This window comes from Desmospora profundinema, assembly GCF_031454155.1.
Taxonomy (GTDB): Bacteria; Bacillota; Bacilli; order Thermoactinomycetales; family DSM-45169; genus Desmospora; species Desmospora profundinema.
In genome coordinates, this window is sequence record NZ_JAVDQG010000006.1 from 1 (window position 1) to 21,494 (window position 21,494).

Annotated in this window: 19 protein-coding genes and 1 riboswitch; of the genes, 11 read left to right on the plus strand and 8 right to left on the minus strand. The window is 52.0% G+C overall.

Going from position 1 to position 21,494, the window contains the following annotated elements; genetic code table 11:
• Positions 1–222 precede the first annotated feature (222 nt).
• From JOE21_RS12925 to JOE21_RS12950, 6 genes are all read left to right on the plus strand, one after another.
• Positions 223–618 carry a hypothetical protein gene (locus tag JOE21_RS12925; RefSeq protein WP_309866925.1) on the plus strand — a complete coding sequence of 132 codons (396 nt, stop codon included), beginning with the start codon at positions 223–225 and terminating at the stop codon, positions 616–618.
• A 760-nt stretch (positions 619–1,378) separates the two neighbouring features.
• A riboswitch (cobalamin riboswitch) is annotated at positions 1,379–1,566 on the plus strand.
• A gap of 150 nt (positions 1,567–1,716) precedes the next feature.
• Complete coding sequence (locus tag JOE21_RS12930; protein WP_309866927.1) at positions 1,717–2,817, plus strand: iron chelate uptake ABC transporter family permease subunit; 1,101 nt, start codon at positions 1,717–1,719, stop codon at positions 2,815–2,817.
• Complete coding sequence (locus JOE21_RS12935) at positions 2,814–3,602, plus strand: ABC transporter ATP-binding protein (RefSeq protein WP_309866929.1); 789 nt, start codon at positions 2,814–2,816, stop codon at positions 3,600–3,602. Before JOE21_RS12930 ends, JOE21_RS12935 begins: the two co-directional genes overlap by 4 nt.
• Positions 3,603–3,757: 155 nt before the next feature.
• On the plus strand, positions 3,758–4,810 hold the full coding sequence (locus tag JOE21_RS12940; protein ID WP_309866931.1) for an ABC transporter substrate-binding protein: 1,053 nt from the start codon (positions 3,758–3,760) through the stop codon (positions 4,808–4,810).
• Between the two features lie 458 nt (positions 4,811–5,268).
• Positions 5,269–6,738 carry a protein adenylyltransferase SelO gene (locus JOE21_RS12945; RefSeq protein WP_309866933.1) on the plus strand — a complete coding sequence of 490 codons (1,470 nt, stop codon included), beginning with the start codon at positions 5,269–5,271 and terminating at the stop codon, positions 6,736–6,738.
• A gap of 148 nt (positions 6,739–6,886) precedes the next feature.
• Entirely contained in the window at positions 6,887–8,950 is a 2,064-nt protein-coding gene (locus JOE21_RS12950; protein WP_309866935.1) for a thioredoxin domain-containing protein, read from the plus strand.
• Positions 8,951–9,028: 78 nt separating this feature from the next.
• Here the strand turns inward: JOE21_RS12950 and JOE21_RS12955 are convergent, their stop codons facing one another.
• From JOE21_RS12955 to JOE21_RS12970, 4 genes are read right to left on the minus strand one after another with little or no spacing between them, the layout of a single operon-like run.
• Positions 9,029–9,841, minus strand: coding sequence for an ABC transporter permease (locus JOE21_RS12955; protein WP_309866938.1), 813 nt, complete (start codon positions 9,839–9,841; stop codon positions 9,029–9,031).
• Entirely contained in the window at positions 9,838–10,896 is a 1,059-nt protein-coding gene (locus tag JOE21_RS12960) for an ABC transporter permease subunit (RefSeq protein ID WP_309866940.1), read from the minus strand. The genes JOE21_RS12955 and JOE21_RS12960 overlap by 4 nt, the downstream gene beginning before the upstream one ends.
• Positions 10,874–11,791 carry an ABC transporter ATP-binding protein gene (locus tag JOE21_RS12965; RefSeq protein ID WP_309866942.1) on the minus strand — a complete coding sequence of 306 codons (918 nt, stop codon included), beginning with the start codon at positions 11,789–11,791 and terminating at the stop codon, positions 10,874–10,876. The genes JOE21_RS12960 and JOE21_RS12965 overlap by 23 nt, the downstream gene beginning before the upstream one ends.
• On the minus strand, positions 11,788–12,186 hold the full coding sequence (locus JOE21_RS12970) for a GntR family transcriptional regulator (protein WP_309866944.1): 399 nt from the start codon (positions 12,184–12,186) through the stop codon (positions 11,788–11,790). The genes JOE21_RS12965 and JOE21_RS12970 overlap by 4 nt, the downstream gene beginning before the upstream one ends.
• Positions 12,187–12,462: 276 nt before the next feature.
• Between JOE21_RS12970 and JOE21_RS12975 the strand changes: the two genes are divergently transcribed.
• Both JOE21_RS12975 and JOE21_RS12980 read left to right on the plus strand, forming a co-directional pair.
• Complete coding sequence (locus JOE21_RS12975; protein ID WP_309866947.1) at positions 12,463–13,137, plus strand: response regulator transcription factor; 675 nt, start codon at positions 12,463–12,465, stop codon at positions 13,135–13,137.
• On the plus strand, positions 13,137–14,375 hold the full coding sequence (locus tag JOE21_RS12980; RefSeq protein WP_309866949.1) for a sensor histidine kinase: 1,239 nt from the start codon (positions 13,137–13,139) through the stop codon (positions 14,373–14,375). The genes JOE21_RS12975 and JOE21_RS12980 overlap by 1 nt, the downstream gene beginning before the upstream one ends.
• A 72-nt stretch (positions 14,376–14,447) precedes the next feature.
• Here the strand turns inward: JOE21_RS12980 and JOE21_RS12985 are convergent, their stop codons facing one another.
• Positions 14,448–15,623, minus strand: a complete 1,176-nt coding sequence (locus JOE21_RS12985; protein WP_309866952.1) for a S1C family serine protease — start codon at positions 15,621–15,623, stop codon at positions 14,448–14,450.
• A 424-nt stretch (positions 15,624–16,047) separates the two neighbouring features.
• Here JOE21_RS12985 and JOE21_RS12990 point away from each other — a divergent pair, with 424 nt between their 5' ends.
• The 3 genes from JOE21_RS12990 (at position 16,048) to JOE21_RS13000 (ending at position 19,720) form a co-directional block, all read left to right on the plus strand.
• Positions 16,048–17,553, plus strand: coding sequence for a carboxypeptidase M32 (locus JOE21_RS12990; protein WP_309866955.1), 1,506 nt, complete (start codon positions 16,048–16,050; stop codon positions 17,551–17,553).
• A gap of 212 nt (positions 17,554–17,765) precedes the next feature.
• Positions 17,766–19,175 carry a carboxypeptidase M32 gene (locus JOE21_RS12995; RefSeq protein WP_309866957.1) on the plus strand — a complete coding sequence of 470 codons (1,410 nt, stop codon included), beginning with the start codon at positions 17,766–17,768 and terminating at the stop codon, positions 19,173–19,175.
• Between the two features lie 95 nt (positions 19,176–19,270).
• Positions 19,271–19,720 (plus strand): SACOL1771 family peroxiredoxin, encoded by a 450-nt coding sequence (locus JOE21_RS13000; RefSeq protein ID WP_309866959.1) that lies wholly within the window; start codon positions 19,271–19,273, stop codon positions 19,718–19,720.
• A gap of 92 nt (positions 19,721–19,812) precedes the next feature.
• Here the strand turns inward: JOE21_RS13000 and JOE21_RS13005 are convergent, their stop codons facing one another.
• From JOE21_RS13005 to JOE21_RS13015, 3 genes are all read right to left on the minus strand, one after another.
• A complete protein-coding gene (locus JOE21_RS13005) occupies positions 19,813–20,025 on the minus strand; it encodes a YhzD family protein (RefSeq protein WP_309866961.1) in 213 nt (70 codons plus the stop codon).
• 187 nt (positions 20,026–20,212) lie between these two features.
• Positions 20,213–20,605 carry a DUF4064 domain-containing protein gene (locus JOE21_RS13010; RefSeq protein ID WP_309866964.1) on the minus strand — a complete coding sequence of 131 codons (393 nt, stop codon included), beginning with the start codon at positions 20,603–20,605 and terminating at the stop codon, positions 20,213–20,215.
• A gap of 89 nt (positions 20,606–20,694) precedes the next feature.
• Positions 20,695–21,483: a mechanosensitive ion channel family protein gene (locus JOE21_RS13015; protein WP_309866967.1), complete on the minus strand. Its 789-nt coding sequence runs from the start codon at positions 21,481–21,483 to the stop codon at positions 20,695–20,697.
• Between the last annotated feature and the right edge of the window lie 11 nt (positions 21,484–21,494).

Sequence of the window (21,494 nt, forward strand, 5' to 3'; positions counted from 1 at the left end):
TTGATCCGGTCCCACTGTTCTGGCGTTAAGTCATGTCGTGTACTCATCATATTCACATCTTAACATCTATCGAAATATTTTTGAAATAGGTTCTAGTCAAGATTACCATCCCACAACATTTGTTCTCTGAATGTTCCCCTCGCCTACAACGTGACTTTCCCTGTTGCTGGATAAATATAGTTTTGTTACTATTATTTTGAATATTGGAAAGAGGTGGTAGTTTTGCTGAAACGCTTAGGGATGTCTACCGTTGCTGTTGTTGTAGCTTTTATGATGGCTATTGCACCTCAATCGGCTTTTGCAGATGAAACAAGATATTTTTATTTCGAAACGGAAGATGGTAAGTGGGATGGAAATATTCGTGTTCCCAACCACGGTACGGTGGGGATTGGATTTTACCAACTAAAGCCGTCTTGGATAGCTCCATCATCCTTGAAGGTTCGCTTATGCAGATATGCCGGAGGTTGGCGTTGCACTTCCTATAAATCGCCGGCTTCAGGTGGAAATTATGTGAGATTCACCAATATGTATGGCGACCATTATTATATAGACGTCAGAGATAGCTGGTCTGGTGGATCTGTTTCAGGAATGCTTGCCGTTACTGCATGGAAGCCGTAACTTTTAATTTTAACTGGGATTTCCAGATCGATGTAGCGATGAGAACCGTCTCCATTTTCACGTTTCAATAAAAACGTCTCCGTTGAAAAGCGAATGCAAAAAGAGCTTAAAACATGATAAGGGTAACGATGATGGAGACGAATAAATAATAGAAATCAGACTGGGAAAGTACCAGTCTTTTTTACTTTTATGGAGGTAGCGCCAGGGCAGGTAGACACAACCTTCCAGTGAGAGGGGGTGAGGCAGCTTTTAGGGCGTGTCTGGTAATTCAATTTTCCGTGAGAAAAAGGGAGGGTCGGTATGGCTGGCGGAAAGCCTTTGCGCTTTTTGCAACGAAACGAAGACAGCCATACCGGCCCGGAATCTCGCCCTACGGATTTATCAGACACGCCCTAGCCTGATTGTCTTCAGATCATTGAAATGGACCGGAAAAAAAGCGGAACCCGATCTTCTTTTTGTGAGGAATAATATAGGTATGGTTCAAGAAGGAAATAAATTCGTAGGAGAGAGGGATTTGACTGATCAGTGAGCCTGGCCCAAGCTTTGATTATGCCCCTTAACGAAATCGGTTTATTCTGGATAGTCTATTTCGAAATTGATATGGTGAAATAGACCATGGTAGCAGCCTAGGGGCCACATTATCCTCCGTACAAAGTCAACATGAAAGAGTGCACGGAAAAAGCAGCCAAATAGTCTATCAATCCCTATCTGTAATTTACTTATATGTTAAGATTTAATATAATGCTCGTATGTAGACAATTTTATAGCGAAGCTGCCGGGTGCCCTTGTTTTGCCAAGGGGTAACAGGGAATCGGGTGAAAATCCCGAGCGGTCCCGCCACTGTAACCGGAGAGCTCTCTTTGTAAGGATGCCACTCGAAGCACGGGGAAGGCGAAAGGGGAGCGATGACACGGAAGCCAGGAGACCTACCCGGTATGCTGCACCCAAAACCTTCGAGGAAAGGGAGGGGTGTACGAAGATGAGGCATCGATACATAAGGTTTGTTTTGTCGTGTCCAAATTCGTACCCATAGCCCGAACCGCATAGGTTGGGGCTTTTTTACGGTTGTTGTGATTTGGTGAAAAAGAGGGTGGTTTATTGCGGGTTCTCAAAGCGGATGACACGGTAATGATGCGCGTACGGCCAAAGTTGGAAACGCACTTCCCACTGATCGTGGCGGGACTGTTACTGACGCTGTTCATTTCTGTCACTGCATCGGTGATGATCGGGCCCATTTCAATTCCGCCGCAGATCATCTGGAAAATCGCTTTTTCCCATATTCCCGGGGTCGGCGGCTGGATCGAACCGGACTGGTCCAAGGCGAGAGAGACGATTATCTGGGAGATCCGTTTCCCCCGTGTACTGCTGGGGGTACTGGTCGGTGCCGGGCTGGCGGTGGTGGGGGCTGCGATGCAGGCATTATTCAAAAATGCGCTGGTCGATCCCTTTATCATGGGAGTATCCTCAGGTGCTTCTGTGGGAGCGACCCTGGTGATCCTGATGGGTGCCTTCAGCGTCTTCGGCATGTACGCCCTTTCCATCGCCGCCTTTCTCGGCGCATTGACCGCTATCACGTTTGTGCTTGTGCTGTCCCAGGTGCAGGGGCGTGCGACTCCCATCCGCATGTTGTTGACCGGGATCGCCGTCTCTGCCATCGGTTCGGCGGTCACCAATTTGATCATCGCCCTCGCTAAGAATGAAGCAGGCATCCGGGATGCGCTGTTCTGGCTGTTTGGTAGCTTGACCGGCGCCAAGTGGGAGTATCTAAAGATTCCGGGGCTGGTTGTGGTCATGGGGGGGCTTCTGTTGATTTCCCAATATCGCCCGCTTAACGCGATGCTGATGGGGGAAGAGACGGCTGGTACCCTCGGCGTCAACACCCATCGATTTCGTATCTTCATCATCGTCTTGTCAGCGCTCCTGACGGGGGTGATCGTATCAGTCAGCGGGGTGATCGGCTTTGTTGGTCTGATGATCCCGCATATGGTCCGGCCCGTCATTGGTTCAGATCACCGCCGTCTCCTGCCTGTCAGCGCCCTTTGGGGAGCGATTTTCGTTGTGTGGGTGGACGTGCTGGCCCGTATGATCATCGCTCCGGAAGAACTGCCGATCGGGATCGTCACCGCCTTGTGTGGGGGCCCCTTCTTTCTGTGGATCATGCGTCGCAATCTGTATTCCTTTGGAGGGGATGGTCGATGAAGCTACAAGCAGAAAAAATAACCCTCACCATCGCCAAAAATCGGCTGTTGGACGAAGTGGGGATCCAAGTGGAGCCAGGGGAGTTCGTCGGTTTGATCGGTCCTAACGGTAGCGGGAAATCCACCTTGATTAAAACGATTTATCAGCATTTGCGGCCGGACGCGGGCTGGATCTCCCTGGATGAACGGGATCTATCGACTCTTTCCTCCCGACAGACCGCCCAAGCGATGAGCGTCGTCCGGCAGGAATCGGCTGACGGGGGTGAGTTTACGGTACGAGAGATTGTGATGATGGGCCGATATCCGTACAAGCGTTTCCTAGAGGGGGACACAGAAAAAGACTGGGAGATCGTGGTTGATGCTCTGGATCAAGTGGGTATGACTCGGTTGGCCGATCAACCCTTTATGAAGTGTTCCGGCGGTGAGAAACAGCGGGTGTTGATCGCCCGATCCCTGGCTCAACAAGCCGACTTTCTAATCCTGGACGAGCCGACCAACCATCTGGATATACGCTATCAGCTACAGATCATGGATCTGATCTCCGAAATCGGCGTAACCGCGTTAGCCGCGTTGCACGATCTGAATATCGCCGCCGCTTACTGTGACCGGCTATTTGTGATCGAATCGGGCAGAATGGTCGCTTCGGGCAGGCCGGAACAGGTACTCTGCCCCGAGTTGTTGCGCGAAGTGTTCGGGGTGGAGGCGGAAGTGGAACGCCATCGCCGGACGGGGAAGATCCATGTGTTGTTTTTGTCGGACAGGCCAGAAAAAAGCTTAAGAGCGTAGCCCGGTCGGTAGAAATGAGTTAGGAGCCGCAAGCCGGGTCTATCGCGTACAAAAGAATGACAAGATTCCCATCTTAGATAGATCGGGTATGCTTCGATCTGCTACTTTGTTTGTACGACAATCGTTGCTTCATGTACCTGATGGGGGTGATCGATTTGTTCCGTTCTTTTAGCGCTGGCACGGGCCGGCAGATTTTGAGAGGGGCAAGGGAGGAGAAGAGAGCAAGCCTGCTTTTTAAGGCGCGTGTTTTCTCTTCGTTCCTTGTTGTCGCAGTACTGGTGACAGCCTGCGGTCGAGGGGCGGAGCCCGGTGGTGGGGAGGGGACTCTTTCTTCCGGTGAGAGGGTAACCGTTGACAGCATGGGCCAGGAGCTGGAGTTCACCGCAGTTCCACAGCGGGCGGTCAGTCTGGATCAAAATACGACGGAAAACATGCTGGCGCTGGGTCTGGAAGAATATATGGTAGGAACGGCGTATATGAATGATCAGATCCTTCCTGAGTATAAAAGGGCATATGAAAAAGTTCCCGTGTTGGCGGAGCGCTACCCATCCCTAGAAGCCCTGTTATCGGTGGATCCCGACTTTGTATACGGCCAGATCTACTCTTTCAATGAAAAGAGATTGGCTACAGTGGAAAGTTATACGGACAAAGGGATTGCGGCTTATGTCACCAAAGGAAATTACGTAAAGGGCCGACCGACCATGGATGACGTGTACGCCGACTTCCGTAATCTGGGCCGGATCTTTCGCGTGGAATCCCGGGCGCAAAACCTGATCGAACAGATGAAAGAGAGGATCGACCAAGTACAAAAGAGGGTGGGCCGGCAGAGTGAGCCGGTCAAAGTGTTGGTATACGACAGCGGAAAAAACGGTCTCTACACCGCGGGGCGCTCCCTTGAAACCGAATTGATCCGCCTCGCCGGAGGGGAGAATGTATTTGGCGACTTGGATAAAGACTGGGCGCAAGTGAGTTGGGAAGAAGTGGTGAAGCGTAGGCCGGAAGTGATTGTAGTCAACGATTACGGCAAGCAATCCGCCGATGAAAAGATCAAAGAGATTCTGGACAATTCCAAGTTAAAAGGAACGCCGGCGGTCCAAAATAAACGGTTTGTCGTGATTCCCTTAACCGGTGCTTTTGAGGGGGTGCGGAACGCCGATACGGTGGAAACCCTCGCCAAGGGATTTTATCCCGAAAAATTTGAGCCTTAACCCTTGGTACGTAAAATCCGCATAGCGAAAGCGGATGTTTTCCCATACTCAATCATGGAAGACGATTACTGCCGATAAAATGGACCGAAAAAAAGTGGAGCGATCTTCCTTTTGTAGGGGAATAATTAAGCATGATTCACAAGTTTAATAGAATCGTAGGAAAAAGGTATCTGACTGATCAAGTCGGATCCCTCTCTTAATAATGGCCCACCAAATTTCAGTGGGCTTTTTTGTGTTGTTTATGATTGAATCGCAAAAATTTCTCCCGAGTGGGCCGTTTTGTCGTGTTTACATAATCGACAGGGTGGAAATGGTATAATAAATCTGCATGAGTACACGCTAAATGTATGGTATACAAAACTGAAACAGAATACGAAAAGATCCAAAAACCACGGTGATGATTGTCCGTTGTAAAAGAAATTACATATAAAAAACTTTATTTATAGAAGGAGATAGAAATGACAGTAAAAAAAACAGTCATTGACGCAGGCTGGAATATCGACAATAGTTATGCTCGTTTGCCGAAATCGCTTTTTTCCAGTCTCAGCCCGAACCCTGTGCGCTCTCCGAAGTTGGTGATTGTAAATGAGTCTCTGGCAACATCTCTGGGATTGGATCCGCAAGCGTTGCAGAGCAGTGCTGGTGTAGCGGTGCTTGCCGGCAATCAGATTCCCGACGGAGCTGAGCCGCTTGCTCAAGCTTATGCAGGGCATCAGTTCGGGCATTTTACCATGCTAGGGGATGGCCGGGCACTGCTGATCGGTGAACAGATCACTCCTCAGGGTGAACGATTTGATATTCAGCTGAAGGGTTCAGGCAGAACACCATACTCACGCCAGGGTGATGGTCGAGCGGCACTAGGGCCGATGCTGCGAGAATACCTGATCAGTGAAGCCATGCATACTCTTGGTATTCCTACCACTCGCAGCTTGGCGGTGGTGACAACCGGTGAGTCTGTAATCCGTGAAACGGAGTTACCCGGTGCCGTTCTGACTCGTGTGGCTGCCAGTCACTTGCGTGTCGGCACCTTCCAATACATAGCAAAATGGGGCGCGCTTGATGAACTTCGCATCTTAGCCGATTATACTTTGAAAAGACATTTTCCAGAAGCGGATGAGAACCGCTATCTTTTCCTCCTTCAGCAGGTCATCAAGCGGCAGGCTGTGCTCATTGCCAAATGGCAGCTCGTCGGTTTTATTCATGGGGTGATGAACACCGACAACATGGCGCTTAGCGGTGAAACCATCGATTATGGTCCTTGCGCGTTCATGGATGTCTACGACCCGGCAACGGTTTTCAGTTCCATTGATATTCGCGGCCGCTACTCCTATGGCAATCAGCCGCGTATTGCCGTGTGGAATCTTGCCAGATTTGCCGAAACATTATTGCCTCTGCTACACACCGACGCGGATGAGGCGGTTAAATTGGCCAAAGATACCCTTTCCGATTTTGCCGAGTTATATGACCGTTATTGGCTCAACGGAATGAGGGCAAAACTTGGCCTGTTTAATGAAGAGCCACAGGATCGATCCCTTATTGAAGACCTCCTCAGTATGATGGAGAGGCATCGTGCAGATTACACCAATACGTTCCGCGCGCTAACTTTTGATGAGTTGGAGGATATGGTTCTGTTTGATACGCCGGAATTTGTTAAGTGGTATGAGCGATGGCAGGAGAGATTAGAAAGGCAACAGGAACCAAAAGACGCCTCACATGAATTGATGCGGAACAGTAATCCCGCGGTCATCCCTCGCAACCACCGGGTGGAAGAAGCCCTGGAAGCTGCGGTTGAACAGGGAGACTACCGTGTGATGGAACGGTTTCTTGATGTACTTTCGAACCCGTATGCGCACTCCCCGGAACAAGAGGATTACACCACACCGCCTGCACCATCCACGACACCTTATCGAACGTTTTGTGGTACGTGATTGAACAAACTTGATATAAGGAGACCGCCCGAATCAGGGTGGTTTTTTCATGGCTTGTTAGAGGTATGGTGAGTGAAATCAGTTTTTGGTTATTTTTTGGTTAGACTGGACTGTGATACGATGAACCGACAGTACAGGAGGTGGTTTTATGAGTGAACCGAACCGTCTGATCGAGGAAAAATCGCCGTATTTACTTCAGCATGCCCACAACCCGGTGGATTGGTATCCATGGAGTGAGGAGGCGTTTGAAAAAGCGAGGAAGGAAGACAAGCCTGTCTTTCTGTCGATCGGTTATTCCACCTGTCACTGGTGTCATGTGATGGAACGGGAATCCTTTGAGGATGAGGAAGTGGCGGAGCTGTTGAATCGGGAGTTCGTTTCCGTCAAAGTGGATCGGGAGGAACGTCCGGATGTGGATCATTTGTATATGTCGGTGTGTCAGGCGTTGACAGGGCACGGGGGATGGCCGTTGACGGTGATCCTGACACCGGAGCAGAAGCCATTTTTTGCTGGGACGTATTTTCCAAAGGAAAACCGAATGGGTCACCGCGGGCTGATGGAGATCCTGGAACGGATCGCCCAAGCGTGGAAACAGGAGCGGGTGAAGATAGAGGACGTGGGCCATCAGATCACCGATGCGTTGCAGACGCAGTTGACGGAGATGGAGGGAGGGGAGCTGTCACCGGAGATCATCGGGGAAGGGTTTCAGCAATTTCAATCCACCTTTGATGATCGTTATGGTGGATTCGGATCAGCTCCGAAATTTCCCCGCCCACACGACTTCCTGTTTTTACTCAGATATTGGCGGGAACAGGGAGAGCCCAAAGCGTTGGCGATGGTGGAACATACCCTGGAAGCGATGCGGCGGGGCGGGATATTTGATCATATCGGGTTTGGCTTCGCACGTTATTCGGTAGATGAGAAGTGGCTGGTTCCCCATTTCGAAAAGATGCTGTATGACAACGCACTGTTGGCTCTGGCTTACCTGGAGGCATACCAAGCGACGGGAAAAGAAAGGTATGCGCAGGTGGCCCAGGAGATTTTCGCTTATGTGTTGCGGGATATGACGGACGCGAAGGGCGGCTTCTATTCCGCCGAGGATGCCGATTCGGAAGGGGAGGAGGGGAAATTTTACGTCTGGACCCCCGAAGAAATCCATGAGGTGTTGGGGGAGGAAAAAGGAGCACGTTTTTGTGACAGCTTTGATATCACAGCTGGCGGCAACTTCGAGGAAAAAAGCATCCCCAACCAAATCGGGATCGATCTGGCGGAAGTCGCTTCCCGGCACGGTATGGAGAAAAGGGAGCTGGCAATTGAGTTGGAAAACGCCCGGCAGCAGCTGTTCCAAGTCCGGGAAAAGCGGATTCATCCCCATAAGGATGACAAGATTTTAACCTCCTGGAACGGACTCATGATCGCCGCACTGGCCCGGGGGGCACGGGTGCTGGGGGATGAAAGCTATCGTCAGGCGGCGGAGCGGGCCGTTTCCTTTCTCTTAAATGAGCTGACCCGGGAAGATGGGCGGCTGCTCGCCCGGTACCGGGACGGAGAGGCGGCCATTCCCGCCTACTTGGATGATTACGCCAATCTGACGTGGGGATTGCTGGAGCTATATGAGGCCACTTTCGACGCTGTTCATCTGGAAACGGCATTGGAACTGACGGAGTCGATGTTGGACCTCTTCGGTGATGATGGGGAAGGCGGTTTGTTTTTCACCGGAAAGGACGCAGAGCGACTGCTCGCCCGCAATAAGGAAGTGTACGACGGGGCGACCCCCTCCGGAAATGCGGTGGCGGCTTTCAACCTGGTGCGGATCGCCCATCTCACCGGCTCCACCGAGTGGAGGGAACGGTCCGACAGGCAACTGAAAGCTTTCGGCGGGACGGTGAAACGTTCTCCGACGGCGTTCTCCTTTTTCCTAACGGCGTTGCAGGGAGCGTTGGGAACCTCCCGCGAGATCGTGATTGCTGGGCGTAAAGGCGATCCTGCTACACGGGAGATGCTCCAAGCGGTTCAACAGGCTTATCTCCCGGAGGCGGTGCTGTTGTTCCGTTCGGAGGGAGAAACGGAAACCCTCGACCGGATTGCCCCGTTTACAAAAGAACAGAATCCGGTGGAAGGACGGCCCACGGCCTATGTGTGCCAAAACCAAGCCTGCCGTCAGCCGGTCCATACAGTGGACGAGTTAAAAAATCAACTGGATACGAAATAAAGAAAACGCCTCCCTGATGTGGGAGGCGTTTATTCGTGGTAGAGAGGATTATCATTCACAGTTCCATGTCTATGAGGGTTAATGCCGGGTAAATCCCCACTGTAGAATTTGCCCATTTCTCTCCATCGCGTTTCGCAGGAAGAGTGCGCGTGAAATCCGGAAAAGAATGACGGAAAAGAGAAGAAGGAACAAAGGATCCCACCATTGGGCTTCTTGAATGTAACGCCACAAGTAGGAATAGAGGAACAACCGATCAGTCAGCAGACTGGGCAGAGCCATCGCTACAGGGTTGCGGTAAAAAAGTTCGGCGATCACCGTTTCCAACACCACCGGTGCTACAGACAGAGCCAGGGCTGCTCCCGCGCCGGATATGACGTTTCCTGTCCAGCTGGCGGCAAAAAAGCCGAGGGAGAATAGGGCGATTAACAGGGGTGTGCAGTAGAGAAACCATCCCAAGGCTTCGTAGGCGGTGTACTTGACGGGAAGAACCAGTTTCAACAGTAGGAATCCTGCTAGATTGATCGTCATGGCTGTCAGTACGACCAGCACGCCGAAGAAAAATTTACTGTGGAAAATTTGGGTTCGGTTTACGGGAAACGAGGCCAAAAAGGAATAGGTGTTGGGAAACCGTTCCGCTGCCATCAACCATACTCCCCACAACAGAGCGGCCAGCAAAGCCGATTGGTGAAGGGGGAGGATGTAGCCGTAAAGTGAATGATACTCTCCCGTGATCATCGCCGAGAGTTGGTCAGACCAAGTGGTTTCTGTCCGTTGTGCGGAGGGATCTTGCTTGAAGGTTAATGATACCGATAACAAGAGGAAAAGGATCCATGCCCAGCGATTTTGCCTGTATTCTTTCCACCAGAGAGCTCGGGTGGCGGAAAACATCATCGAATCCCTCCCTTATCGGATGATGGGGCCTTCAGTCTGAGGACTGCCGCCTTAATCACATACCAAGTGATGGCTGTACCTGTTGACATCAATCCGAGTGCCCACCACGGGCTTCGTCCATCAAAGGGACCGATGTAAAGGGAGAGTACACACAGTCCCGCCAGGATGGGAACCAAGGCGGACAGCCATTGTCGAACGTGCCCGATGGCAACTACTCCCCCATTGTTCTCCAGGTCGTTTCGTTGGAACAGGGCACGAGCGGAGAGAATGAGGATCCCCCCGATGAAAAGCAGGGTTGGCGGGATGATCCATGTGATTTCGTTCCATTGGTATCGATTCAATAGATCCGGTAACAGCAGGTGATACTGAAGTGCCGCCATCTCCTCATGCAAAGACGGGATATGTAACCATTCCAATACGAACCGCCGAATGATGACCGGGAACAGCATCAGGCCGATGGAGACCCCGATGGCTACCACCGGGTTAGCGGTCCAACTGGCAGCAAACACCCCCAGTGCGAACGCCGCCAATAAAATCGGGGTCACATACAAAAACCACTCTACGGCGGTGAGGGGATGATACACCGCAGGGAAAAAGAAAGGAATGATCCATGTAAATAATAAACTGAACGATGTCATAGCGAGGATGGACAAGCTCCCAAAGCTCACTTTGGCCATGAGGATTTGTCCCCGGGTGTATGGCATGGAAGCCAATACGGATGTTGTGTCAGGCATTCGCTCCCGTGAAACGATCCAGGCCCCAAACACTAAAACGGCAAAAGGGGCCAATTCTATCAGGGGCGGATCCTGAAAGGTGAAGCCGTTGTCTAACATGACAGGCTCTCGTGACAAGACGGCACCCACTTCATAGGACCACGCCACTTCACGAGGGAGACCGCCATAGATTTCGGCAACAAACGGTTCGTTCAGCACGGCTTTCAACACCGTTTTGCCGACGGGCAGCCAGGTCACGATTACAAACAAGATCATCCATGACCATCGGTTCTGCCGCCACTCCTTCCACCATAAAGCCTTAGACGAGCTGGCGGAAGTCATGGCCGTAGCCCTCCTTTTCCGTGTGATGGATAAAGATTTCTTCCAAGGTGAGCGGGAGGCTTTCCATATACACCGGTTGAAAGGTTTTCAGCTTTTTCATCGTCTGCTGGATGTCGCCGTCGACGATGAGATTGTGGACACTTCCATGGGCTTCGGCGTGGAGCAACTCCGGCCATTGTTCCACCTCCGGGGGTATTCCTTTGGGAAAAACGACCTGGATTTTGCGGGACTGGGCTTTCAATTCATCCAACGGCCGGGACCAAAGAATATTCCCTTTATACATCACGGCCACATGGTCGGCGATGCGTTCCAGTTCGGACAGATGATGGGTAGCCAATAAGACAGTGATGCCTTCGGCGGCCACCTCATCCAAAATGAGCCGATACACCTGTTGCTTCATGACCGCATCCAGGCCGCTGGTGGGTTCGTCCAAGATCAGCAGGCGCGGCCGGATCGACAAAGCCAGGATGAGTGCCAGCTGCATTTTCATCCCTTTGGACAGGGAGCGGGTCCTCTTTTTCAGCGGAATACCGAATTGGTCGATCCATTGGCGGCATCGTTTCTCGTCCCATGCTTCGTAGGTTTTGGCGTATAAGGTGAGCAGTTCCTCCACTTGGAAAAATGGATAAAAGATAGGCTGGTCCGGCACATATCCCACCCGTTGACGCAGATGGGCCGTCGCCTCCGAAACAGGGGATCCAAACAGGCGTGCTTCGCCGGATGTAGGGAGGACGGACCCCATCAGCATGCGGATCAAGGTGCTCTTACCGGCACCGTTGGGGCCCAGTAGACCGAATATACTCCCTTGCCCCACCTGCAGGTTTAGTTGGTCCACCGCCGGATGGCCCTGATACGTTTTGGTCAGATGGACGGTTTCTACGGTCCATTCACTCACGAGCCCTTCCTCCTCTCCCGGTACCAATCCCGGATGATTTCCTCGATGAACGCCGCCATCTCCTCTTCATCGATATCCAAGTAATGAGCCTCTACGAGGATGGGTTGCAACTTTTCCTTTAACATCGCTTTTTTCTCCTCCCGGCTTCCTTGGATGGATTGGACGGCGACAAATGTACCTCGGCCGCGCAGGGTTTCTATGATTCCCTCCCGTTCCAGTTCCCGGTATGATTTGGCGATGGTGTTGGGGTTGACGTGGATCATTCCCGCCAAATCACGGACGGAGGGCAGGCGATCCCCTTCCGACAGAACTCCTTTGGCGATCGCCGCTTTGACGTTTTGAACGAGCTGTTGATAGAGCGGGGTGTCTTGACGGGGATCGATGTCAAACCACATGACGCACCGCCTTTCTGTCACATGTGTGTATGATTTGTACTAATTGTACTATATCAAATAGTACACTGGTGAGTATATTCTTCTTTTTCCATGTTGTCAACAACGCTTTTCTTTCTCCAAGTGGGTTTTACCACCTGTACAGGTCTTTTTCCTCTTCTAAGACGATACAAAGAAATGGCCGATATTCTAAAATGGTGTTATTCTCAACCTGTGAATCGATACTCCCTGGTGGAATCAGCACTTGAGTGGGATAGATCCTTAACGAAGGGGATAAAGATGAGGATTTTGCTTATCGAAGACGACCGGCTTCTGTTGGAGTCGCTGCAGCGGATTTTGGCGACCGAATTTGAAGTGGAGACGGCCGCTTCCGGGGATGAAGGGTTATATTTGGCGGAGCAGAACATCTATGATGTCATCGTTCTCGATATCATGCTGCCGGGGATGAGCGGCTTGGATATTCTGACGAACCTACGCAAACAGGGAATCGAGGTTCCGGTTTTGTTGTTGACTGCCAGGGACAGTGTGGAAGACAAGGTGACCGGGTTGGAGCGGGGGGCGGATGATTACTTGGTGAAACCCTTTGCCATGCCGGAGTTGCTGGCGAGGGTACGCGCTCTTTTGCGCCGAAACGGCAGCCTGAAACAGGCGGGGGTTCTGCAATACCGGTCCATCCAGCTGCGTCTAAAAGAGCAGGAAGGGTATGTGGACGGTTTGCCGCTTCAGCTGACGGTAAAAGAGTTTACGATGCTGGAGTATTTGGTGCAAAATGCGGAACAGATTCTGACACGGGAGCAATTGTATGACCGGGTATGGGGGTTTGATGCGGTCACTTCTCTCTCCATCGTGGAATTGTATGTCCATTACCTGCGAAAAAAATTATCCAAACACGGCTTAAACGAAATCATCCACACGATCCGTGGAGTGGGCTATATGTTAAAGGAAGACGATTGATGTTCCGTCGAACGCAGATGCGGTTAACCTTGCAAAACGCCGCTGTTTTTTTGCTGATGGTCAGTATCTTGGGTTCCTCTCTCTATTGGTATATGGAAAAACAGTCCTATGATAAAATCGATCGTTCTCTGTTGCTGAGTGCTCAGTTGGAGGAAGCACGACTGTTGGGAGTCGATCTGCCTGCTGAAAGAACACTGGATCCCCTCGTCGGGCAAATCATCTGGGATGAAAAGCACAGGGTGGTCTACAGCCGTATACCGGCGGCGTTCTTGGAAAAAATCGAACAGATGTATCCTTCAAAGGCGGACGGAAAGGTTCACACCCTTCAAGTGGAAGGATTTACGTTTCGTTCGCTGGCCATTTCGATTGAAACTCCCCACGGCGTTTGGGTGGTTCAATCCATACGCAATATCGATGCCGAAATCATGACCCTGCAAGCGATGCGCACCAATATCATCATCGGTTGCATCCTGGCGGCGATGGTGGCATTGGTGGCGGGGTATCTGCTCGCCCGGCGCGCCTTGGTGCCTATTCGTCAATCGTGGGAAGCCCAGCAGCAGTTCGTCGCTGATGCTTCCCATGAGCTGCGGACGCCCCTCTCCGTTATTCAGATGAGAACGGAGTTGTTATTAAAAAACCCCGAGCAGACGGTGCGGGAAAACAGCGACGACATTTCCGTCATCTATCGGGAGACTCGACGGATTCGAAAACTGGTGGCCGATCTTCTTACACTGGCACGAAGCGATTCCAACCAACTGCAACTGGATCGACAGTTGTTCCGATTGGATGATTTGGCTCAGGAAGTTTCTCTCTACTTTACAGAACTGGCGGAACTGGACGGCCTCTCCTTTGGCACCCGGATTGACCCGAATCTGTGGTGCAAGGGAGATCGGGAACGGATTCATCAGCTGCTCGTCATCTTGCTGGATAACGCGTTGACTTACACTTCAGACGGGGGAAGCGTTCAATTTTCCTGTTACAAAAAGGGACATACGCTGATCATGGAAGTGGCGGATACGGGTGCGGGGATTGCGGAGAAAGATCTGCCACGGATTTTTGACCGGTTTTATCGGGGGGATCAGGCGAGAAATCGTGCAAAAGGCGGGACGGGACTGGGCTTAAGCATTGCCAAATGGATTGTGGATGAGCATAGGGGTCAACTTTCTGTTGCAAGCGTCCCCGATAAAGGGACGGCGTTTACGGTGAAACTGACGGCTGCAGCGGGAAAAACCGAATAACGGTTCATCGCCCCCCAGCCCGAACCGAAAATCGAAGCCTCCCTTTTGGAAGGGAGGCTTCATCATGCAATTTTATTTTTCCTGTAAAGTAGTGGAGGCGGTTTTCTTCTCACCGTTGCGGTAGTAGGTAATTTGGATGTGATCCCCCACCTCTTTTTTATTCCATAGATACGACTGGATTTCAGCCGCGTTTTTCACCTTCTGCCCATCCAGCTCCACGATGACATCCAGACGCTCCAGGCCCGCTTCCGAAGCACTGCTGTCGGGTGTCACTTCCAGGATGACGGCTCCTCGGGTGACGGAACTCGGCAGGTTTAGTTTGGTTTCGCGGTCGTTTGGGGAGAGGGTATCCAAGTCTCTCATAGCGATTCCCATAAAGGGCCGCTTCACTTTGCCGTGTTGGATCAGATCCTGGATAATGGGCTTTGCTTCGTTTACCGGAATGGCAAACCCGATCCCCTCGATCCCCTGATGGGCGATCTTCATGCTGTTGATCCCGATCACCTGACCGGCACTGTTGACCAAGGCTCCACCGCTGTTACCGGGATTGATGGCGGCATCCGTTTGGATGACGTTCATGGATTGGTTACCGGCGAGCGGCATCTGTCGTTTGGGAGAACTGATGATGCCGGAGGTGACTGTCTGATAAAACTGCATGCCCATCGGATTTCCAATCGCAATGGCGGGCTCCCCGGCTTTGATGGTGTCGGAGTTTCCCAATTCGGCGACGGCTTTCACCTCTTCATCGGGGATTTCCAAAACGGCGAGGTCGGTCGCTTCGTCACTGCCCAGTACAGTCGCCTTGACGGTTTTTTCATCTTTGTCGTCGGAGAGAACCACGTGGACTTCATCGGCTCCATTGATCACATGGTGATTGGTGACAATCCGGGCTTTCCCGTTTTCCTTGGCGTAAACGATTCCGGAACCGGTGCCCTGATCTTCCGATTGGGAGGTGAATGGGTTTCTGCTATCCCGTATATTTACCACACCGACAACGGCAGGCAATGCTTTTTGCACGGCTTTGGTGACATCACTGTTTACGTCGACACTGACCGGCTGTGTGGTGACGGTCTCCTCGTCCGGGGTGGGGTTTGATGTGGAGGTTTTCTGAAAAGAAAGGCCTTCGCTTGTCAAAATGGGGGACAGGGCCAGGGTTAAGGTGAAGAGTGAACTGACGACACCTGTGATTAAGGCGATGACGATCACAGCGATTAGGGGGAAGCCTTTTGTGTTCTTATAATATCCCATCGATTACCCTCCTCGATCCGTTTCCATGAGTCACACGTGGAGAATACCCACCGGTATTTGTTTGAAACGCTTCAGCCGATACCAACAGGGATGATAGAGCAATACTCTTAGGATTTCCTTTGAAACCACAAACCATAGCATTTCCGATGAAGGAGATCGAGCCGATCATGATAAAGTCACATATTTAATCCGTTCCCCATGATGGTCTAAGAGAAACAGATGGACTGATTAATAGATAATCTGAATCGTTTTCACTGTCAAGCGTTCAGCCACCAAAAACAGGTGTTCGAATTGGGAGTTGAAAATGGCTTGGATCAAAGGGTACCATAGGAATGGAGAGTCTGTATGTCTCTTCTGAGCGGACAAAGGGGGAGCTCTTTCAGGACGACGAGTAGGAAGGGGTTCACCCAGAAGGAGGATGGGGATGGAGACAAAGCTGAATGAGCTGAAAAGTCGATTGACTGAAGTTTATGAGTTGAGGTGTGTGACCGCACTATTAAACTGGGATCAAGCCACCTATATGCCGGAGGGAGGGGCGGCGGCTCGCGGGCGGCAGATGGCTGTACTGGAAAAGCTATCCCACGAAAAACTGACTGACCCTGCAATCGGGCAGCTGTTGGATGCGTTGCAGTCTGATGAAGAGAGCCTGCCCTACGATTCCGACGAAGCCGGTCTGATCCGGGTGGCACGGAAGGAATTTGATCGTGCCACCCGGGTTCCGGCGGAGTTTGTGGCGGAGATGACCAATCATTTCTCCGATACATATCAAGTATGGATCCAGGCCCGTCCAGCCAATGATTTTTCCATGGTGAAACCGTATTTGGAAAAAACGCTGGACTACAGCCGGCGCTTTGCCGAGTATTTTGAGTACGATCACATCGCCGACCCGCTGATTGACGCGTTTGCCATGGAAGGATACCAAACAGAGACGATTCGGGGGCTCTTTTCCGACTTGCGGGAGCAACTGGTTCCGCTGGTGAAACAGGTGACGGCCCAAGAACCGGCGGACGATTCCTGCCTGCGCCAAACGTTTCCGGAGCAACAGCAGTGGGATTTTGGCCTGAAAGTGATTCGAGAGTTGGGTTACGACTTCAACCGGGGACGCCAAGACAAAACACACCACCCGTTTATGACTAAGTTCTCCTTGGGAGATGTGCGGATCACAACGCGTCTGAAGGAAAATTATCTGGCGGAATCTCTCTTCAGTACCATTCATGAGGCGGGTCATGCCATGTACGAACAGGGCATCCGGGTGGATTTGGAAGGGTCACTCCTGGCGGAGGGCACCTCTTCCGGCGTTCATGAAAGCCAGTCCCGCCTGTGGGAAAACATTGTGGGACGCAGCCGCGGATTTTGGGAGCACTTCTATCCGCAATTGCAGGAGACGTTCCCGGAACAATTGAAGACTGTTTCTCTCGACACATTCCACCGAGCGATTAACAAAGTGGAACCCTCGCTGATCCGGACCGACGCCGACGAGCTGACTTATAACCTGCATGTGATGATCCGCTTTGATCTGGAAGTGGACATGCTGGAAGGGAAATTGGCGGTCAAAGACCTGCCTGAAGCGTGGCGCGAACGGTACAAGCGCGATCTGGGCGTGTTTGATCCGGGGGATCGGGACGGAGTTCTGCAGGATGTCCATTGGCACTTTGGTCCCATCGGCGGCATGTTCCAAGGGTACACCCTGGGCAACATCCTGAGTGCTCAATATTATGAAGCGGCCTTAAAAGCCCATCCCGAGATTCCCGATCAAATCCGGCAAGGAAGATTTGATACGCTTCACGGCTGGTTACGGGAGAATATCTATCAACACGGCGCCAAGTACACTGCACAGGAACTGACGGAGCGGGCCACCGGCTCCCCGCTTACCATCGATCCGTATGTCCGCTACCTGAAAACCAAGTTTGGCGAGCTGTACGCGTTGTAACCTGACCCCCGCTGGGGGTTTTTCTATTATGAATAGAAAGCCGCTCGAAATTTAGACTACCTAAAGTTACGCTGAAAGAAGGTTCATCCGGATTTTCAGCCGGGTGGGAGAGGAGGATGGCATGGAAAAGCAACTGCAAGAGTTGAAATCATATTTGTCTGAAGTATATGACTTAACTTGTGTTTCTTCTTTGTTAAATTGGGATCAATCCTATGCCTGCTGGCGGGGCTGCCGCCCGTGGACGGCAGCGGGCGTTGCTGAGCTGGCTGCTTCATGAACGCTGGACCCATCCCCGTCTGGGACGGCTGCTCGAAAAGTTGCAACCGTATGAGGAAAGCCTCCCTTACGATTCGGATGAGGCCAGCCTGATCCGAGTGGCACGCAAACAGTTTGAACGGGAAAGCCGGGTTCCGGCGGCGTTCATGGAAACGATGACCCGACATTTTGCCGCGACTTATCAAGCATGGTCAAAAGCTCGTCCGGCTGATGATTTTTCAAAGGTGGAACCGTATCTGGAGAAGACGTTGGAGTATAGTCGCCAATACGCCCGATACTTTGAACCTGACCACCTGGCCGACCCCTTAATCGAGTCATTTGCCAGGGAAGGGTTAAAAGCGGAGGAAATACGGTCGCTGTTTTCCCGGCTTCGAAGCGAACTGGTCCCCTTGGTTCGACAGGTGGTGGAACAGCCGATTGCGGACGATTCCTGCCTGCGGCAATCTTTTCCCGAACAGCAGCAATGGGATTTCGGGCTGAGGGTGATCGAACGGCTGGGCTATGATTTCAGTCGGGGGCGGCAGGATCGTACCCTTCATCCTTTTTGTACGAAATTTTCCGTGGGTGATGTGCGCATCACGACCCGTCTGAAGGAAAACCGTCTGGGGGAGGCTCTCTTTTGCACCATCCACGAGTCGGGGCACGCCATGTACGAGCAGGGGATCCGGATGGAATTGGAGGGAACGCCGCTGGCACGGGGCACCTCCTCCGGCGTCCATGAAAGCCAGTCCCGCCTGTGGGAAAACATCGTCGGTCGCAGCCGCGGATTTTGGGAGCACTTTTATCCCCAGCTGCAGGAGACGTTTCCGGAGCAGCTGAAAAACGTTTCCCTCGATACGTTCTACCGCGCGATCAACAAAGTGGAACCTTCGCTGATCCGAACCGCCGCCGACGAGCTGACTTATAACCTGCACGTGATGATCCGCTTTGATCTGGAGCTGGATCTGTTGGAAGGGAAATTGGCGGTGAAGGATCTGCCTGAAGCGTGGCGCGAGCGGTACAAGCGTGACTTGGGGGTGTTCGATCCCGGGGACAGGGACGGGGTTCTGCAGGATGTCCACTGGCACTTCGGGACCATCGGAGGCATGTTCCAAGGGTATACGTTGGGCAATATTCTCAGCGCTCAATTTTATGAGGCGGCCTTAAAAGCCCATCCCGAGATACCGGATCAGATCCGTGGAGGAACCTTTGACACACTCCACGGCTGGTTACGGGAGAACATCTACCAACACGGCCGAAAATTTACGGCGGCGGAACTGGTGGAACGGGTGACCGGCTCTCCGCTTACCATCGATCCGTATGTCCGGTATTTGAAACAGAAATACGGGGAGTTGTATTCCCTGTAGGAAGGAGCAGGTGGCGGTTCTGTTTTGCGTTCCCCATCTCTAACAGCGGAATGGTACACTTAATCCGGATGACTCACTCATGGGGAGGAACAAACATGGCCAAACACCATTTCCACCTGACTGCCCGCTGGCAAGGGGGACGGAACGGGATCGGCACCATCGACGCAGGAAATTTAAAAAGCGAGATTTCCATTCCGGAAGAAATGAGGGGACCGGGAGTAGGAACCAATCCCGATGAAATGCTGATCGGCTCGGCTGCCACCTGCTATTTGATCACCTTGGCGGCGATGCTGGAGCGGGCGGCCATCCCAGTGAAGGAGCTCACCCTGGAGACCGAAGGGGTCGTCCGGGAAGAGCGGGGTTTGAAATTTGAACGAATCACACACCGCCCGACGGTTATCCTGGAGGCCACCGCCACTGCCGGTCATCTGGAGCAGACGGAAGCGGCTACGGAACGGGCCGAACGCCACTGCATGATTTCCAATGCCCTCCGGGGCAATGTGGAGTTGGCGGTGGAGGCAAATGTGTCGGTGGTAAAGGATTAACACTCATTTCCCAGAGGAATTGCGGCTTAAGAGAAAGGGACTTTTTCATTTTGCTTTTACACCAAAAAGGCGGGGATTTTCCCCGCCTTTTTTCATGCAGATGTGCTTTTGGCCGATTTCCCCTTATGGCTCAGGAATTCCACGAGCCTTCCAGATGTGTGAAGAATGCGAAACGGATAGGATGCGTACTCTTTTTCCTGCAACAACTCGTGCCCTTTGGCTTTGGCTGTTTGGTCGTCGGCAGCCTTGATCGGCTCATCCAGAAGTTTCTTGCCTTCATTGTCATAGACGGTGATGTGGTACATGGACATCCCCTCCGATAAGGTTTATTCCCTTACAGTATATCAAAAAAAAAGACCCACCTCCGGGGAGATGAGAGGCCGGTTGGGTGGGCGGATTATTGCTGGATACGGTAAAGGGGGTTACCGCTGATTCCAGGGTAAACAACCAGTGATAAGGCTAGTTTAATGAAATGTTAATTTTCCATTACCTTCAGGATTGCGGAGCGGATCCACCGCTGTCGGCTTTGGGTTTCCGGAAACTGAGAGCTCCCGACAGGATCATGAGAATGCCGGGAATCAGCCAGAGGAAACTGGCGAGCAGAAATCCGCCCACTCCGGCCACCAATTGAATGATACCGCTTAACACATGGTTTTTCCGGATCATGGAGGGAACGGAAAAGACGATTGAAGCGATGGACAGCAGAAGGAGCAAGCCGCCGACCACGGTGATCCAGGTTGCATCGATTTCCGCCATGGTTTCAGCTTCGTCCATCAAATCCACGTAGGCTTGCCCAAACAGTCCTCCCGCAAGTACAAGCAAGCCCGCTCCCGCCCCCAAAATTCCCCCGATTAATCCCAACACGAATTCTGCGGTTCGTTTCATCGTGCCCTCTCCTTTGTCATGAGTTCAGATCCCCTGAAGAGGGGATTCCCCATGGTTTTATGCGTGGGACAGGACGGTTATTCCAACCCTTATTTTTGCACAATGGTGCGATGGGGGTAAGGGATTTCGATGCCCGCTTCATCCAGGGCTTTTTTCAATTCTTTGCGCAGCGCACGTTCCACTGCCCACTGCTCTCCGTTTTCTGTTTTGGCCAGGATCCGGATCACCATGTCGGAGTTCTCCAAGCTTTGCACACCCAACACGTTGGGGCCTTCTACGATTTGGGGCATGTCCTGTGCCAGCCGGTCACAAGCTTTTTGCATCACTTGAATCGCTTCGTCCACATTGGATTCATAGGCGATTCCGATATCCACCAATGCCTGCATGTTGCCGCGGGAGTGGTTGGTCAATGCGCCGATCTCTCGATTGGGGATGTAGTGGAGGTCGCCGTTCATTCCCCGTACTTTAATGCAGCGGAGTCCGGTTTCCTCTACGATTCCGGAATAGCCGTTGATGGTGACATACTCCCCCACATTCACCTGGTTTTCCAGCAACACAAAAAAACCCGTCACGATGTCACTAACCAAACCCTGAGCTCCAAAACCGATGGCCAGACCAAGAATCCCGGCGCTGGCGAGGATTCCCGTGGTGTCCACATCAAATTCCCGCAGAATGGCCACAAAGGCGATGAAAAAGATGACGTAGCCGGTGAGGCTGGATAACAATGTTTTCAAGGTATCGATCCGCGGTTCCGCCGCTTCACGGTTGCGGATGCGCGTTTCCACCAGGCGAGCAATCACGTTTTTTACTATCGCATAGACAATGATGGCGGTCACTGCGATGATGCTGGCGGTGGCCAGCTTTTCCAACCACTCCATGTAGAGATTTC